We start from the raw sequence: 16132 nt of genomic DNA on the forward strand, positions 1-16132 counted from the left end.
CTGATATCAGCGCGACTGATCAGCCGGCCGATATCAGCGCATGAGACGTCTGATCAGCCAGCCGATGAACAGCAGCCCCGCGATCGCCCCGGCGACGGGCGCCAAGCGCTTCAGCAGCGGCGTCCCAGCGATCTCCAGGAGGTCGAGCGCCTCCTCGTCGGGCGTGCGCGACGTACGCAGCGTCCCGGCGGGCCGGACGTCCTCCTCGGGGCCGGGCACCACGCTCAGCCGCGGCTCGCCCTCCAGGGGCTCCGCGGGTACCGCTACGGGCACGGCGGGCGCCTCGTGGGCGGGCTCGGTCACCAACTGCGTCTCGTGAGCCGGCTCGGTCAGCAACTGCGCGAGGTTGGCGGCGAACTTGTCGATGAGCTTCGCGCCGACCTCGGCCATGACCCCGCGCCCGAACTGGGCGGGCCGGCCGGTCACGTTGAACGACGTCTCCACCCGGACCGTGGTGGACCCGTCGTCCGGCGTCAGCGTGGCCTTGACGGTCGCCGAGGCCGTCCCCGCGCCGCGCGCTTCCTTGCCCGACGCCTCGATGGTGAGCGTATGGGCGTCCTTGTCCACGTTCTCGAACCTGGCCACGCCACGGTAGGTCACGGTGATCGGGCCGACCTTGACCTTCATCCGGCCGGTGAACTCGTCGCCCTCGAAGAGGTCGAGCGAGGCCCCGGGCAGGCATGGCGCGACCCGTTCGACGTCCAGCAGTACGGCCCACGCCTGCTCGACCGGCACCGGAACGCTGAACTCATGCTCGAACCGCATCGCCATGGATCCGCTCCTCTCCGCTGATTGCGACATTACGACTGAGAAGGGGCGCCCCGAAAGGGCGCCCCCTCGAACCGATCAGGGAGACCCGGCGGCGTGCAGAATCGCGCGATGGGTCAGCACCCTGGCCAGGTGCCGGCGATAGTCGGGCTGGGCATGCAGGTCGGAGGGCGGAGAGGTGTCGGCCGCCGCCTCCTCGCACGCCTGCCGTAGGTCATCGCTCAGCTGCCTGCCCCGCAGGGCGGTCTCGACCGCGTGGGCTCGTACGGGCGTCGGGCCCATGTTGGTCAGGCCGATCCGCGCCTCCTCGATCGCTCCGTTGGAACGCTTGACCGCCGCGGCCACCCCGACGATGGCCCACGACTGCGCGGTCCGGTGGAACTTCTCGTAGTGATAGCCCCAGCCGGCGCCGAGCTTCGGCAGCCGCACCCCGACCAGGACCTCTCCCGGCCGCAGCGCCGACTCCAGGTAGTCGACGAAGAACTCGGCGGCGGGGATCTCCCGCTCGCCCTCGGGCGACCTGGCCACGAAGACGCCCTCCAGCGCCAGGACCACCGCGGGCAGGTCACCCGCCGGGTCGCAGTGCGCCAGAGAGCCGCCGAACGTGCCGCGGTGGCGTACGGCGGGATCGGCGACCGTCGCGGTGGCCTGCGCCACGAGCGGGCAGTCGGCGTTGACCACGCCGGAGCGCATCACCTCGTCGTGCGTGGCCATCGCGCCGATGAAGACGTGGTCGCCACGGTCGTGCACGCCCGTCAGCTCGGGCAGGCGGCCCACGTCGACCAGCTTCGACGGGTAGGCCAGCCGGAGCCGGAGCAGCGGGAGGAGCGACTGGCCACCGGCGAGGACCTTGGCGTCCTCGTCGGCGGAGAGCTCCTGGACGGCCTCGCCGAGCGAGCCGACGCGGACGTAGTCGAACTGGGCCGGGATCATCGCAGCGCCCTCCAGATCCGCTCGGGTGTACATGGCATCTGGATGTCGTGGATGCCGCGTGGTCGCAGCGCGTCGACGATGGCGTTGACGACCGCCGGGGTCGAGGCGATCGTGCCGGCCTCGCCGACGCCCTTGGCACCCAGCGGATTGCTGGTGGCCGGGGTCTCGGTCCGGTCGGTGACGAAGTCCGGCAGGTCCATCGCCGTCGGCAGCAGGTAGTCGGCCATCGTGGTGGTGAGCAGATTGCCCTCCGAGTCGTAGACGGCCTCCTCGTACAGCGCCTGCGCGACGCCCTGCGCGATGCCGCCGTGGATCTGGCCCTCGACGATCATCGGGTTGACCACTGTGCCCACGTCGTCGACCGCCACGTACGAGCGGATCTTCGCCATGCCGGTCTCGGTGTCCACATCCACCGCGCACAGGTGGGTGCCGTGCGGGAAGGAGTAGTTCTCCGGGTCGAAGGTGGCGTCGGAGTCGAGCCGGGCCTCGACACCCTCGGGCAGGTCGTGGGCGGTGAACGCGGCGTAGGCCAGCTCCTGGATGGTCTTCTGGGAGTCGGTGCCCTTCACCTTGAACACGCCCTCGGCGAACTCCAGGTCGTCGGGCGAGCACTCGAGCAGGTGCGAGGCGAGCTTCCTGGCCTTGTCCTTGACCTTGTCACACGCCTTGAGCACGGCGATGCCGCCGACGGTCAGCGAGCGTGAGCCGTAGGTGTCCATGCCCCGGGGCGCGATCGCCGTGTCGCCGTGGAGCACCGTGATGTCCTCGAACGGCACGCCGAGCGCGTCGGCCGTGATCTGGCTCCACGCCGTCACGTGTCCCTGGCCGTGCGGGGAGGTGCCGGTGATGACCTCGACCTTGCCGGTGGGCAGCATGCGTACCGAGCCGTGCTCCCAGCCGCCCGCGCCGTAGTTGGCCGCGCCGAGCATCCGGGACGGGGCCAGCCCGCACATCTCGGTGAACGTGCTCACCCCGATCCCGAGCTGGACCGGGTCGCCCCGATCCCGCCGGTCGGCCTGTTCGGCGCGCAGCTTGTCGTAGCCGAACAGCGCCATCGCCTTGTCCGTCGCCGCCTCGTAGTTGCCCGAGTCGTAGGTCAGCCCGGAGATGGTGGTGTACGGGAACTCCTCGTGCTTGATCCAGTTGCGCCGTCGTACCTCCAGCGGGTCCAGGCGCAGCTCGGCGGCCAGCTCGTCCATGATCCGCTCGATGCCGTACGTCGCCTCGGGCCGGCCCGCCCCCCGATAGGCGTCGGTCGGCATCTTCGTGGTGAAGACGCCCGTACAGCCGAACTCGTAGGCGTCCATCTTGTAGATGGCGTTGAACATCGACGCGCCGAGCAGCGGCACGCCGGGCGTGACCAGCATCAGGTAGGCGCCCATGTCGGCCAGCAGTTCGACTTGCAGCCCGCGGATCCGCCCGTCGGCCTCGGCCGCCAGCCTGAGGTGCTGGATCTGGTCGCGGCCGTGGTGCACGGTCAGGTTGCCCTCGGAGCGGGACTCCGTCCACTTGACCGGCTTGCCCAGCCGCTTGGTTAGCAGCAGGCACAGCACCTCTTCGGCGGTGACCTGGAGCTTGGAGCCGAACCCGCCGCCCACGTCGGGCGCGATCACCCGGATCTTGTGCTCCGGGATGCCGGTCACCACGGCCAGCATGACGCGCAGGACGTGCGGGATCTGCGTGGCCGACCAGAGCGTGAAGGAGTCGCCGTCGGTGGTCGCGAGCACCGCCCGCGGCTCCATCGCGCTCGGGATCAGCCGCTGCTGGATATAGGTCCGGTCGATGACCACCGGCGCGTCCCTGAAGGCCGCCTCGATGTCACCCGAGGTGATCTTCGCGGTGAACGCCTGGTTGCCCGCCTCGTGCACCTTGGGGCTGTCAGGGGTGAGCGCCTCGTTCATGTCGAGTACGGGCGGCAGCGGCTCGTAGTCGACCTCGATCGCCTCCAGCGCGTCCGCGGCCAGGTAGTGGTCGGTGGCGACCACGCAGGCGACGGCCTCGCCCACGTAACGCACCTCCGACACGGCCATCGGCGGGTGGTCGGGGATCACGATGTCCTCGCTCACCGGCCAGGCGCACGGCAGGCTGCCCTGCTCGGCGGCGAAGTCCTGGCCGCTGAACGCTGCCACGACACCCGGCAGTTCGCGTGCCGCCGAGACGTCGACCCCGGTGATCCGCGCGTGCGCCATCGGGCTGCGCAGGAACATGACATGCAGCATCCCCGGCTGCCGCAGGTTGTCGGTCCACTGGGTACGCCCGGTCAGCAGCCGCCTGTCCTCCTTGCGCTTCCTCGCCTTGCCGACCTCGGTCATGGTGTCTTCACCGCCTGGCCCATCTCCTGCGCGCCCCGGCGTACCGCGCGGACGATGTTGCAGTAGCCGGTGCACCGGCAGAGGTTGCCTTCCAGGCCCTCCCTGATGGCGTCCTCCGACGGGTCCGGATTGTCCCTGAGCAGGTCGATCGCGGCCATGATCATGCCGGGGGTGCAGTAGCCGCACTGCAGGGCGTGTTCCTCGTGGAAGGCCTGCTGCATCGGGTGCATCGACCCGTTGGCGCCCAGGCCCTCGATGGTGACGACGTCGCAGCCGTCGGCCTGCACGGCGAGCACCGAGCAACTCTTCACACTCTTGCCGTCGAGCATGACGGTGCAGGTGCCGCAGTTGCTGGTGTCGCAGCCGACCGGGGTGCCGGTCTTGCCCAGACGATCTCGTAGCAGGTGGACGAGAAGGAGCCGCGGCTCGACTTCCTCCTCGTACTTGACTCCGTCGACGGTGATGGCTGTCCGAGGCATACGTCCTCCCAGAGGAGCGCGGGAAAGGCGGACAAGGCCAACGTACGCCGGTGTTTTTCCCGGTCAAGGGTTACTTGCCGCGGATCACCCGCGCGATTACGGCGACGAACCCCGCGAAGCCCAGCCCGATGATGACCAAAGACACCAGGACCAGGGGGTCCGTGATCTTATGGGTCAGGATCAGGATGCCCAGCACCACGAAAAGCATGCCGCTCAGCAGTGCCATCCAGTCCGTCCGGTGCACGCGGCGCGGCTTGTCGACCTCACGCGCCACGCCGCACCTCCATGTCGCCGATGCCGCCCCGCAGGTTCAGCACGATCGTCGGGACGGCGCCCTTCGGGCGCGTGTCGGGCTCCAGCACCTTGTCGAATTTGACGTCTACGCCGCCTCTGAGCGACTGGTCCACCTTGATGTCGCCGACCTTGTTGGTGGCGTGCACCTCGACCCGCGCCGTCGGTGGCACGATCACCATCAGCTCGCCGATCGAGACCTTGGCGTTGACCGTCAGGCTCGCGCCCGGCGTGAGCTTGAGCTCGGACAGGTCGAGCCGGCCGTCCCCGACGCCCACGTCGTAGATCCGGTTCGTCTCCGCCACGGTGGTCGGCCGCCAGACGAAGTCGCCGACATTCCGCGGCAGGTCGCCGACCATCAGACCGAGACCGATCAGCAGGGCGACCATGGTGCCGGCCGCGACCAGGCCCGCGCCTCGGCCCCACCAGGCGGCGATGAGCAGCCCGGCGCCGATGGTGACGAGTACGGCGCCGCCGACCAGGGTGGGACTGACCCCCGAGGCGGACCTGGCTTGGACCGCCACGACGATCCCTCCAATGATGATTGCCAGCAACATGGTCATGGCGCCGATGAACGATCTGGGCCGCTTCTGCTTCTGGCGGGGCGGGGGCGTCGGCCTGCCGTACAGGGCGGGGTCGTACGGCGAGTAGCCGCCGGCTCGTTTGCGCGGGTCGAGCGGCTGGAAGGGGCCGTTCGGCGCGAACGGCTCGCCGTAGCTGAGGGCGGTCATCGGCTCGGCACGGAAGCGCGGCGGCGCGGGCGGCTGGGGCGGCCGAGGCGGCTGAGGCGGCGTCTCGGGGGCGGGCCTCCGGTGCGGCTCCGCGCTCCCGTACGGCTCTGCCCTCTCGTACGGCTCGGCGCGAACGGCGGCCGGCTCATCGGCCGGCCTGTCCGTCGACGCTCGCGTCGGCTCGACCGGCTTGTCGATCGGCGCTCGCGTCGGCTCGTCGGCGGCCCGGTCGTCGATCGGCACGTCGGCGGGGACGGGGTTGACGCGCGTCGGGGCGGTCGGCGGCTCCGATCCGGCGGGCGACGCGGCCACCTTCTCCGTCGGCGTCTCTGCCGCCCGGTCCGTCTCCGTCACCGGTTCGCGTGTGTACGGCGCGGCGGCCGGGCGGGGCCGCGCGTAGCCAGTCGTAGGCGCGGTTTGGCCGGAGATGGGCGAATATGTGAAGTCGTTCAGGTACGGCTCGGGCTCGCCCGGCTGGGCGCGGCGGGTGAGCCGCTCGGGCATCGACCGGACCAGGCCGAGCAGGTCCACGCCGTTGGTGTGCGCCGCGAGCAGCCCGATGGCCAGCAGCATGCCGACCACCAGCGTGCCCGAGTCGAGCCAGACCGTGGCCAGGTTGAGGCCGAGCCCGGCGGCGAGCACCGCCGTCAGCAGCGCCATCACGGTGGCGGCGTCGAAGTCGCGCCCGGTCCACTGCTCGATGTATCCGGGCCGTCCGTTCGGCTCCTTCATCAGCAGGAACGCCGCGATGTACAGGAACAGCCCCATCCCGGAGCCGAAGAGCAGCACCGCGAAGGCCACGCGGAACACCACCGGGTCGATCCCCGTGTAGCGTCCGAGCCCGGCGCAGACTCCCATGAGGAAGCGCCCCTCGCTGCTGCGTCGCAGCGCGGTCGGCGGAGCGGCCGGTTCCTTCGGTGGTGCTTCTGTCATGCCACTATCGTGGCCCCACCGGCCCGCCGTCTGCATCCGGGAGACCCCTGACCCGACCCGGGGGTTGTTCCCTGATGTCCCTAACGCGGCCTTCATGTGACGATGGCGATGTTATGGCTGACCAGAAGACTCTTGCCCAAGCCGGTGGCGACGCGCCCTACCGCCGGATGATGCGCCCCATGGAGGGCCGGCTGCTCGGTGGCGTGGCACAAGGGCTCGCGGCTCAGCTGAAGCTCGATCCCGTGGTGATCAGGCTGATGTTCGTACTGCTCAGCGTGGTCGGCGGGGTCGGCGGGGTGGCGTACGCCGTGCTCTGGATGATCACGCCTCGCGTGCCGTACGAAGGGCAGCCGCCGCAGCGCGACTGGAGCCAGCTCGCGGCGTTCAGCGCGATCGGCGTGGCGCTGTTCGCGTTCGGCTGGCTGACCGGCGCCTCCAAGGGGGGCATCGCCATCCTGCCGTTCGCCGTGGGCGGCATCGGCGCGCTCATCCTGTGGCAGCAGGCCGATCCCGAACGCCGCCGCAACTGGGTGAGCGGGGCGACGAACAGCATCAGGAAGAACCGGGTCCGCACGCTGCTCGGCATCGCGCTCGTCGTCATCGGCGCGGCGGGCTTCCTGGCCGCTCAGGGGGAGCTGTCCAAGGCCAAGCCCGGCCTGCTGTTCACCGTGGTGGTGGTCGGCGGGCTGGCGGTCATCGCCGCGCCCTGGCTCGCGGGCCTGTGGAAGGAACTCCAGCTGGAGCGGCGCGAGCGCATCCGGTCGGAGGAGCGGGCCGAGGTCGCGGCGATGGTGCACGACTCGGTCCTGCACACGCTCACGCTGATCCAGCGCGTCGCGCACGACCCGCGCGAGGTCACCAGGCTGGCCCGCGCGCAGGAGCGCGACCTGCGCAACTGGCTCTACCAGCCCGCCCAGGACGCCGACGCGACGCTCGCCGCGGCCGTACGCAGGATCGCCGCGGAAGAGGAGGACGCGCACGGCGTACCGATCGAGGTCGTCTGCGTGGGCGACATCGAGCTCGACTCGGCCGGCAAGCTTGGCGCCATGCTGAAGGCGTCGAGGCAGTCGATGGTCAACGCCGCCAAGTACTCTGGCAGTCCCTCCATTTCCGTCTATGCCGAGGTAGAGGGCGAAGAAGTCACGATTTTCGTGAAGGATCGTGGCAAGGGATTCGACCTCAACGCGGTGCCTCTCGACAGAATGGGGATCAGGGAGTCCATCATCGGGAGAATGGAGCGTCACGGCGGCGCCGCCAGGGTGCGCACCGAGCCCGGTGAGGGCACGGAAGTGATGTTGACGATGAAGGTGGAGAGGCAATGACCAGGGTGCTGATCGTCGACGATCACCGGCTGTTCCGTTCCGGCGTACGGGCCGAGCTGGGCGACTCGATCCAGGTCGTCGGGGAGGCCGAGGACGTCGAGACGGCGGTCAAGGCGATCGCCGAGCTCGCTCCCGACGTGGTCCTGCTCGACGTGCACATGCCCGGCGGCGGCGGGCAGGAGGTCCTGCGCAGGGTGCTCGGCGCCGGGTCGCAGGTACGCTTCCTGGCTCTGTCGGTGTCCGACGCGGCCGAGGACGTGATCGGCGTGATCCGCGGCGGCGCCCGCGGCTACGTGACCAAGAACATCAGCGGCACCGAGCTGACCGACGCCATCCGCCGGGTGGCCGACGGCGACGCGGTCTTCTCGCCGCGGCTGGCCGGGTTCGTGCTCGACGCGTTCGCCTCGTCGGAGGCGCCGTCGATCGACCCCGAGCTCGACTCGCTGACGCAGCGCGAGCGCGAGGTGCTGCGGCTGATCGCCCGAGGCTATGCCTACAAGGAGATCGCCAAGGAACTGTTCATCTCGGTCAAGACGGTCGAGACGCACGTGTCGTCGGTGCTGCGCAAGCTCCAGCTGTCGAACCGGCACGAACTGTCCCGCTGGGCCACGGCCCGACGTCTGGTCTAGCTTTTGGGCGAGCATCTGATCTAGCGGTTTTCTGGGCCAAAGGCGGCGTGTGTCGGTTTTGGCGGGCGGACATGCTGGCTTAGTTGGCTCTGGCATGCGACATTTCCAGAATGGGCAGGGACGTGCCGGTCGTCGTGTTCAGTCGGGACGATCGTCGGAAATATCGGGAAAAAGTGCGACGATGCCTGGACGTCTTCGCCCAGATGCTCCGCGAGGCTCGCTTCGAGGTCGACCGGCCCCTCGCCGGGCTGGAGATCGAGCTCAACATCGTGGACGCCGCGGGCGAGGCGGCCATGCGCAACGCCGAGGTGCTCGCCGCGATCGCGCAGCCCGACTGGGCCACCGAGCTGGGCCAGTTCAACATCGAGATCAACATCGAGCCTCAGGAACTGGGCGCCGACGGGTTGCTCAGGCTGGAGAACGACGTCAGGGCCCGGCTCAACCACGCCGAGGAGCGCGCCCAGTCCGAGGGCGGCCACCTGGTCCTGATCGGCATCCTGCCCACGCTGCGCGAGCAGGACATCGGGGAGGGCACGCTGTCGGCCAACCCGCGCTACCGGCTGCTCAACGAGCAGATCTTCGCCGCCCGTGGTGAGGACCTGCACCTGTCGATCGAGGCCATAGAACGCCTCGACACCCACGCCGACAGCGTCGCGCCCGAGGCCGCCTGCACCAGCGTGCAGCTCCACCTGCAGGTCAGCCCGGAGCAGTTCGCCGCGCACTGGAACGCCGCCCAGGCCATAGCCGGGGCGCAGGTGGCCGTCGCCGCCAACTCGCCGTACCTGTTCGGCAAGGAGTTGCACCGCGAGACCAGGATCACGCTGTTCGAGCAGGCCACGGACACCCGTCCCGCCGAGCTGAAGGCTCAGGGCGTACGGCCGCGCGTCTGGTTCGGCGAGCGGTGGATCACCAGCGTGTTCGACCTGTTCGAGGAGAACGTCTCGTACTACCCGGCGCTGCTGCCGCTCTGCGAGGAGGAGGACCCGCGAGCCGTGCTGGAGCAGGGCCGCATCCCGGAACTGCACGAGATGACCCTGCACAACGGCACGATCTACCGGTGGAACCGGCCGGTGTACGCGGTCGCCGGCGGCGCCCCGCACCTACGGGTGGAGAACCGGGTGCTGCCCGCCGGGCCGTCCGTGGTCGACATCGTGGCCAACGCGGCCTTCTACTACGGGCTGATGGCCGTACTCCCGCATGCCGAGCGGCCGATCTGGAGCCAGATGTCGTTCGCCGCCGCCGAGGACAACCTGAACAGCGCGGCCCGGCACGGCCTGGACGCGCGTCTCTACTGGCCGGGGCTGGGAGAGGTGCCCGCGGGCGAGCTGATCCTGCGCCGCCTGCTCCCGCTGGCCCACGAGGGGCTCGACAAGTGGGGCGTGGACCGGCGCGTGGCCGACCGGCTGCTCGGGGTCATCGAGGGCCGGTGTCTGTCGGGTCGTACCGGAGCGACCTGGCAGGTGGAACGGGTACAGGCGCACGGCGGCGACCGGCACGAGGCGCTGCGGGCGATGACGCTTGAGTACATAGAGCGGATGCACGGCAACGAGCCGGTGCACACTTGGGACGTGTGACGCCTTTGAGAAGAGCCCTGGCCCTCGTCCTGGTGTTACTCCTGGCCGCGTGCGGGCTGTCCCGGCCCGCTTCCATGGACGCGTCAGGGGCCGACACGTTCGAGGGTGACGTACGGACGGCGCGCGAGCTGACGGAGGCGTTCTGGAAGCAGCAGTTCAGCGCCCTCGGCCGTACTTACCGCCCTATTACCGACTTCGTACCCTATTCCGGGAAATCTGGGCCCAACTGCGGCGGCCAGCCCGCCGTCCCGAACAATGCCTTCTACTGCCCTGACGGGCATTTCATTGCCTATGACCAGGACTGGATGGAGTCGCTCTGGAGCGAGATGGGGGACGGCTCGGTCTACCTGATCATCCCCCACGAGTTCGGGCATTCGGTGCAGGCCCAGCTGCGGTCCGGCTTCGACCTGAACGTACAGGCGGAGCTGCAGGCCGACTGCTACGCGGGCGGCACGCTGTCGTCGCTCGTCAGCTCGGGCGCGCTGCGGGCGGAGCCGGGGGACGAGAACGAGCTGATCCTGAACCTGGAGGCGGCGGGCGACCCCACGGACGACTGGCTCAACCCCAGTGCCCACGGCACGGCCCAGCAACGCCAGCAGTCCTTCGCCAACGGCCTCAACGGCGGAGTGGGCGCCTGCTGATCTTTTGTCGGGTTCGTGGCGGGTGGGGCGAGGGCCTGCTGGGGATGTACTCGCGTGTCAACCCAAAGGATGATGCGGCCGATCATGAGGTCGGCATACCGTTGCCCCATGCCATTGGGAGAGATCGGCTGGCTGCGCGGGGGTGCCTGCAGATCCAGTGATCCTGAGCTGTTCTTCCCGCTCGCGCCCTCCGCCACCCAGGAGGCGCGCGCCAAGGCGGTCTGCGCCACCTGCCAGGTCCTGACCGAGTGCCGCTCCTACGCGCTGACGGCAGGGGAATCGGACGGCATCTGGGGCGGCCTGACCCCGGAGGAGCGCCGACGCTCCCGCTTCCCCTCCGGCTGGCGCAGCCCAGCCGCCAGTTAGCGTCGAGCGGTGCGGCCAGTCCGTGGTGGACGAGGGCGACGTAGTCTGCGGGAGTGCTGCTTCGCTCGATCGCCGTGCTGGCCGCGGCCAACGTCCTCAACAACCGGGTGGCGCCCCGCCTCGCCCCCCTGACCTCCGTCGCCGCGACGGCCGCCCTGGTGGCGATGGCGCGACGGTCCGGGGTGTCATGGCAGGAGCTCGGGTTCGAGCACGGGCCAAGGGGCGCGGCGATCGGCGGCGCTCTGGCGGCGGGTGTCGCCGCCGTCTACACGGCCGGGGTCGCGATGCCACGCACCCGGCCGCTGTTCCAGGACGACCGCGCCCTGTCGCTGTCGCGCGCACGTGTCCTGGAGGAGGCGCTGGTTCAGGTCCCTCTGGGCACGGTCCTGCTGGAGGAGACGGGGTTCCGCGGCGCCCTGTACGGCACGCTTCGCCGTACCCACGGGACCGTCGCGGCGACGGCGGCGTCATCAGCCCTGTTCGGGCTGTGGCACATCCTCCCGGCCATCGACATGTCCCGCGCCAACCCGGCACTCGGCGCCCTGGCGGCCGGTGAGACCCCTGGCCGTCTGGACACGGCCCGCGTGGTGGCGGGCAGTGTGGTGTCGACGGCCGCCGCGGGCGTCCTGTTCTGCGAACTACGCCGCCAAGGCGGCTTGACGGCCCCGACCATGCTGCACCTGGCGACCAACTCCCTCGGCTACCTCTTCGCCCGAATCGCCGGAAAGCACCCCGCGCCCACCAAATGAGAAGACCCCGACCTGCCTCAGAGGGACGCTCCAGAGGGTGGGTCAGGCGGTTGTGACGGTTTGGAAGCCCTCCGCGTAGTGGCCTTCGCCGAAGCCGGCCTGTTCGGCCCATGCGGCGAAGCGGCTCTTCACGAAGTCGGCGAAGCCCTCGACGTGTCCCACCTGGCTGACGTGCGACTGCAGTGCCGCCAGCTTGCGGTCGATCGCCTCCGTGATGTCCGTCCAATGGTTGGGGGTGGAGCCGCCCATGAGCCAGACCTCGCGGACCGTCCAGGCGTCCAGGCCCTCGTCCTTGACCAACTCGGGGAAGGCGTACGGGTTGCGGGCGTCGGGGTAGACGGCGTCGAGGGTGGAGCCGCCCACCGCGCGGTGGTCGGGGTGGCTCGGGGCGATGAACTGGTAGTTGCGGTCGGGGTGATGGGTGATCACCAGGTCGGGACGTACCTGGCGGATGACCCTGGCGATGTCCTTGCGCAGCGCCAGCGACGGCACCACCGTGCCGTCCGCGTGGCCGAGGAAGCGGACGTCCGTGACGCCCACCGCCTTGGCGGCGGCCGTCTGCTCGGCTCTGCGCAGTTCGGCCATGCCGGTGTTGTCGAGCGTACGTTCGTTGCCGCCCGCGTCGCCGTCCGTGACCAGCAGGTAGGTGACCTCGACCCCCCGATCACCGAAGAGGGCGACCGTGCCCGCGGCGCCGAAGTCGGCGTCGTCGGGGTGGGCGGTCACGACGAGTACCCGGTTGATCTCGTTGTCGGCGAGCATCTTCTCCCTTTCGGATCGTTCTTTGACGACAACCAGCGGTTCACGGCCGACATTCCAGGCTGCTGGATCCGTCGCCACGGGTTTGGGGCCGGGGTTCCAGGCGGCCGGTGGGAAGGGGGTTTCGGAGGGCGGGGGCTGATGGGTGGGTTCGTGGTTCCAGGGGTTCGGAGTGGATTGTCGGTTTTTGGGGGTGGGATTCCAGGCGTCGAGGCGCCGTTTGTCGGTGGAGAGTCTTAACCTGGGTGCGTGCCGACCCAAGTCTCTGTTGACCACCCCTTGCTCGATGGCCTCAACCCGCAACAGCGGGAGGCCGTGATCCATCACGGCGGTCCGCTGCTGATCGTGGCGGGGGCGGGATCAGGAAAGACGCGGGTGCTCACCCATCGCATCGCCTACCTGCTCGGTGAGCGGCAGGTGCATCCGGGCGAGATCCTGGCCATCACCTTCACCAACAAGGCCGCGCGCGAGATGAAGGAGCGCATCGACCGGCTCGTCGGGCCCAGGTCGAAGGCGATGTGGGTGATGACGTTCCACAGCGCCTGCATGCGCATCCTGCGCCGCGAGGCCAAGCGGCTCGGGTTCCCCTCCAGTTTCTCCATCTACGACCAGGCCGACTCGCAGCGGCTGATGGCGATGGTGTGCAGGGAGATGGACCTCGACCCCAAGCGCTACCCGCCGCGGTCGTTCTCGGCCCAGGTGAGCAACTTCAAGAACGAGCTGGTCGACTACGAGACCGCGCTCGACAAGGCGGGCTCCCACCTGGAGAAGGTGCTCGCCGAGGCCTACAAGAGCTACCAGCGCAAGCTCACCGAGGCCGGCGCGATGGACTTCGACGACATCATCATGAACACGGTGACGCTGTTCCAGCTCTTCCCGGAGGTGGCCGAGCACTACCGGATGCGGTTCAGGCACGTGCTCGTCGACGAATACCAGGACACCAACCACGCCCAATACATCCTGATCAGGGAGCTGGTGGGCCGCCCCGACCTACGCACGGCCGACGGCGAGCTGGTCCGTTCTGGTGCCGACCAGTCGGAGCTGTGCGTGGTCGGCGACGCCGACCAGTCGATCTACGCCTTCCGCGGCGCGACGATCCGCAACATCCTGGAGTTCGAGCGCGACTACCCCGACGCGCGCACCATCCTGCTGGAGCAGAACTACCGCTCCACCCAGAACATCCTGGCCGCCGCCAACGCCGTCATCGCCCGCAACGAGTCGCGCAAGCCCAAGAACCTCTGGTCCGACCAGGGCGACGGTCCCAAGATCGTCGGTTACGTGGCCGACAACGAGCACGACGAGGCCATGTTCGTGGCCCAGGAGGTCGATCGGCTCAGCGACGAGGAGGGCGTCAAGGCCGGCGACGTCGCGGTCTTCTACCGCACCAACGCGGCCTCCCGGGTGTTCGAGGAGATCTTCATCCGCACCGGCCTGCCCTACAAGGTGGTCGGGGGCGTGCGCTTCTACGAGCGCAAGGAGGTCAAGGACCTGCTGGCCTACCTGCGCGTGCTGGCCAACCCCGCCGACGTGGTGTCCATGCGGCGCATCCTCAACGTGCCCAAGCGCGGCATCGGCGACCGGGCCGAGGCGATGCTCGAAGCGCTCTCCTCGCGCGAGCGCATCTCCTTCTGGGACGCGCTGCGCAGGGCCGACGAGGCGTACGGCATGGCGACGCGCTCGCTCAACGCGGTGCGCGAGTTCGTCGCGATGATCGAGGGGATGATCGGCAAGGCCGAGGGCATGCCGCCGTCGGCGCTCGCGGAGGAGGTCCTGGTCGCCACCGGTTACCGCGCCGAGCTGGAGGCTTCGGAGGATCCGCAGGACGAGTCCCGGCTGGAAAACCTCAACGAGCTCATCTCGGTGGCCTCGGAGTTCGAGGAGGCCAATCCCGAGGGCACGCTGGTGGAGTTCCTGGAGCAGGTGTCGCTGGTGGCCGATGCCGACCAGATCCCTGAAGCCGACGGCGGGCAGGGCGTGGTCACGCTGATGACCCTGCACACCGCCAAGGGGCTGGAGTTCCCGGTCGTCTTCCTGACGGCGATGGAGGACGGCGTCTTCCCGCACATCCGCTCGCTGGGCGAGCCGAAGGAGCTGGAGGAGGAGCGCCGGCTGGCCTACGTGGGGATCACCAGGGCCCAGAAGCGCCTCTACATCACGCGGGCCGCCGTACGCAGCTCATGGGGCTCGCCGTCGTTCAACCCGGCCTCGCGGTTCGTCAACGAGGTGCCGGTGCAGCTGCTCGACTGGCGTACCCCGCCGGAGAAGTCGGCCTGGAGCGCGGCGACCCGGCGCGAGCCCGCGCAGGCGGCGACGCCGAAGAAGGGCGCCCGCACGGTGCCCACGCTGGCACCGGGCGATCGGGTGACGCACGACGCGTTCGGGCTGGGCACCGTCGTGTCCGTGGACGGGGTGGCGGAGAAGACCAAGGTCAAGATCGACTTCGGGAGCGGGGGCGAGAAGACGCTGCTCCTCGCCTACGCTCCGCTGGAAAAGCTCTGACCCCAAAAGGTCTGACCGGCCGCATCAGGATCTGACCGGCCGCGCTCACCTGTCGGAAGCCTTCCACCTGCCGGAAGACTTGCTGGAAGGCTCCGACCCGCCGGGAAGCTCCGGCCCGTGGGGTGCTCAGCTCTTCTGCTGGGCGTCCTTCGGGAGGGCGCTGCCCTTCTTCCACTCGGTCCAGTTGAGCTGCCAGAAGCTCCACCCGTTGCGCCAGTCGAGCTTGCGCTTGGTGCCGGTGATCTTGACGATGTCACCGCGCTGGGCGATGCCGTAGAACCACTTGGCGCCCGCCGGAGTGGCACGGACGCAGCCGTGGCTCTGGTTGGACCGGCCCAGATACTGGTAGTAGCCCGCGCTCTGGTGCACGTACTCGCCGCTGTCGGAGATGCGTACCGCCCACGGGATCTCCTCCTTGTAGTACTGAGGGTCCTTGGGGTCGGTGACGCCCATCCACGCCGAGGTCATGGTCTCCAGCGGCTTCTTGTTCATCGTGAGGTGGGTGCCGCTGGTGGTCAGGTAGACGTCCACGCCGTTCTTGACCATGCCGCCGCGGCCCGCGCTGATCGGGATCGACTTGACCAGCTTGCCGTCGCGCCTGACCTTCATCACGTGGCTACGGGTGTTGACCACCGAGATGTTGGAGTAGCCGACGGCGAAGCGGCGGCTGACATCCTTGGCGGCCTCGTTGCCGGGAATCTGGCTCAGGCGGGCGTTGAGCTGAACCTTCTGGTGCGGCCGCCAGTACGTCTTGGTGCGGTAGACGACCTTGCGGTCGGTCACCCAGCGCCAGGCGCCGTCGACCGGCCGGTCCGCCTGCACCTGCAGGACGGTCTCGGCCGCCGCCCTGTCGGTCACCTTGCGGTCGAACGTCACGATGATGGGGAAGCCGACGCCGACCTTCTCCTTGGCTTCACCTTCGGGAGTGATGTCGGCGATCTCCAGCTTGGCCTTCTTCGCCGCGACCTTCTGTACCGGGCTCTTCGGTACGGCCTTCCGTGGCACGGCGGCGCCGGCCGCGTGAACCGGGGTGGCGGCGGCGACCTGAGCCACCGGGGCAGGCGTTCCTTCCGTGCTACAGGCCGCCACCGTGGTGATCAGGGCGGCCAGAGCCAGCATCCGGGGGAGGGGATTCAAGGGTTACTC

15 protein-coding genes are annotated in these 16132 nt (G+C 69.4%); 7 read left to right on the top strand and 8 right to left on the bottom strand.

The features are described 5' to 3' along the window. Window positions 1-33 precede the first annotated feature (33 nt). From AB0B64_RS23480 to AB0B64_RS23505, 6 genes are all read right to left on the bottom strand, one after another. Complete coding sequence (locus AB0B64_RS23480) at window positions 34-771, bottom strand: SRPBCC family protein (protein ID WP_357948483.1); 738 nt, start codon at window positions 769-771, stop codon at window positions 34-36. Window positions 772-846: 75 nt separating this feature from the next. Beyond that, window positions 847-1701 carry a xanthine dehydrogenase family protein subunit M gene (locus AB0B64_RS23485; RefSeq protein WP_357949477.1) on the bottom strand — a complete coding sequence of 285 codons (855 nt, stop codon included), beginning with the start codon at window positions 1699-1701 and terminating at the stop codon, window positions 847-849. Continuing rightward, the gene (locus AB0B64_RS23490; protein WP_358179593.1) at window positions 1698-4013 is read right to left on the bottom strand and encodes a xanthine dehydrogenase family protein molybdopterin-binding subunit; all 2316 of its coding nucleotides are present in this window, start codon (window positions 4011-4013) and stop codon (window positions 1698-1700) included. The genes AB0B64_RS23485 and AB0B64_RS23490 overlap by 4 nt, the downstream gene beginning before the upstream one ends. After that, entirely contained in the window at window positions 4010-4492 is a 483-nt protein-coding gene (locus tag AB0B64_RS23495; RefSeq protein ID WP_358179595.1) for a (2Fe-2S)-binding protein, read from the bottom strand. The genes AB0B64_RS23490 and AB0B64_RS23495 overlap by 4 nt, the downstream gene beginning before the upstream one ends. A 70-nt stretch (window positions 4493-4562) precedes the next feature. After that, window positions 4563-4766 (bottom strand): hypothetical protein, encoded by a 204-nt coding sequence (locus AB0B64_RS23500; RefSeq protein ID WP_357948491.1) that lies wholly within the window; start codon window positions 4764-4766, stop codon window positions 4563-4565. Then, the gene (locus AB0B64_RS23505) at window positions 4756-6447 is read right to left on the bottom strand and encodes a PspC domain-containing protein (protein WP_358179597.1); all 1692 of its coding nucleotides are present in this window, start codon (window positions 6445-6447) and stop codon (window positions 4756-4758) included. Before AB0B64_RS23505 ends, AB0B64_RS23500 begins: the two co-directional genes overlap by 11 nt. Before the next feature lie 113 nt (window positions 6448-6560). Here AB0B64_RS23505 and AB0B64_RS23510 point away from each other — a divergent pair, with 113 nt between their 5' ends. The 6 genes from AB0B64_RS23510 to AB0B64_RS23535 all read left to right on the top strand — a co-directional run bounded on the left by AB0B64_RS23510 (window position 6561) and on the right by AB0B64_RS23535 (window position 11728). Beyond that, on the top strand, window positions 6561-7769 hold the full coding sequence (locus AB0B64_RS23510) for a PspC domain-containing protein (RefSeq protein WP_357948497.1): 1209 nt from the start codon (window positions 6561-6563) through the stop codon (window positions 7767-7769). Further along, entirely contained in the window at window positions 7766-8398 is a 633-nt protein-coding gene (locus AB0B64_RS23515; protein ID WP_225293703.1) for a response regulator transcription factor, read from the top strand. Before AB0B64_RS23510 ends, AB0B64_RS23515 begins: the two co-directional genes overlap by 4 nt. A gap of 173 nt (window positions 8399-8571) precedes the next feature. Then, on the top strand, window positions 8572-9972 hold the full coding sequence (locus AB0B64_RS23520; protein WP_357948500.1) for a glutamate--cysteine ligase: 1401 nt from the start codon (window positions 8572-8574) through the stop codon (window positions 9970-9972). Next, window positions 9969-10613, top strand: a complete 645-nt coding sequence (locus AB0B64_RS23525) for a neutral zinc metallopeptidase (protein ID WP_357948503.1) — start codon at window positions 9969-9971, stop codon at window positions 10611-10613. The genes AB0B64_RS23520 and AB0B64_RS23525 overlap by 4 nt, the downstream gene beginning before the upstream one ends. A 108-nt stretch (window positions 10614-10721) precedes the next feature. After that, a complete protein-coding gene (locus AB0B64_RS23530; RefSeq protein ID WP_357948505.1) occupies window positions 10722-10979 on the top strand; it encodes a WhiB family transcriptional regulator in 258 nt (85 codons plus the stop codon). 53 nt (window positions 10980-11032) lie between these two features. After that, on the top strand, window positions 11033-11728 hold the full coding sequence (locus AB0B64_RS23535; protein WP_358179599.1) for a CPBP family intramembrane glutamic endopeptidase: 696 nt from the start codon (window positions 11033-11035) through the stop codon (window positions 11726-11728). Between the two features lie 42 nt (window positions 11729-11770). Here AB0B64_RS23535 and AB0B64_RS23540 read toward each other — a convergent pair whose 3' ends face one another. Continuing rightward, complete coding sequence (locus AB0B64_RS23540; protein WP_358179601.1) at window positions 11771-12490, bottom strand: PIG-L deacetylase family protein; 720 nt, start codon at window positions 12488-12490, stop codon at window positions 11771-11773. Window positions 12491-12766: 276 nt separating this feature from the next. Between AB0B64_RS23540 and pcrA the strand changes: the two genes are divergently transcribed. Continuing rightward, entirely contained in the window at window positions 12767-14986 is a 2220-nt protein-coding gene (gene pcrA, locus AB0B64_RS23545; RefSeq protein ID WP_357949479.1) for a DNA helicase PcrA, read from the top strand. Window positions 14987-15112: 126 nt separating this feature from the next. Here pcrA and AB0B64_RS23550 read toward each other — a convergent pair whose 3' ends face one another. Next, on the bottom strand, window positions 15113-16123 hold the full coding sequence (locus AB0B64_RS23550; RefSeq protein WP_358179603.1) for a L,D-transpeptidase: 1011 nt from the start codon (window positions 16121-16123) through the stop codon (window positions 15113-15115). Between the last annotated feature and the right edge of the window lie 9 nt (window positions 16124-16132).

It is taken from the genome of Nonomuraea sp. NPDC049129 (assembly GCF_040648495.1).
In the GTDB taxonomy this organism is placed as follows: domain Bacteria; phylum Actinomycetota; class Actinomycetes; order Streptosporangiales; family Streptosporangiaceae; genus Nonomuraea.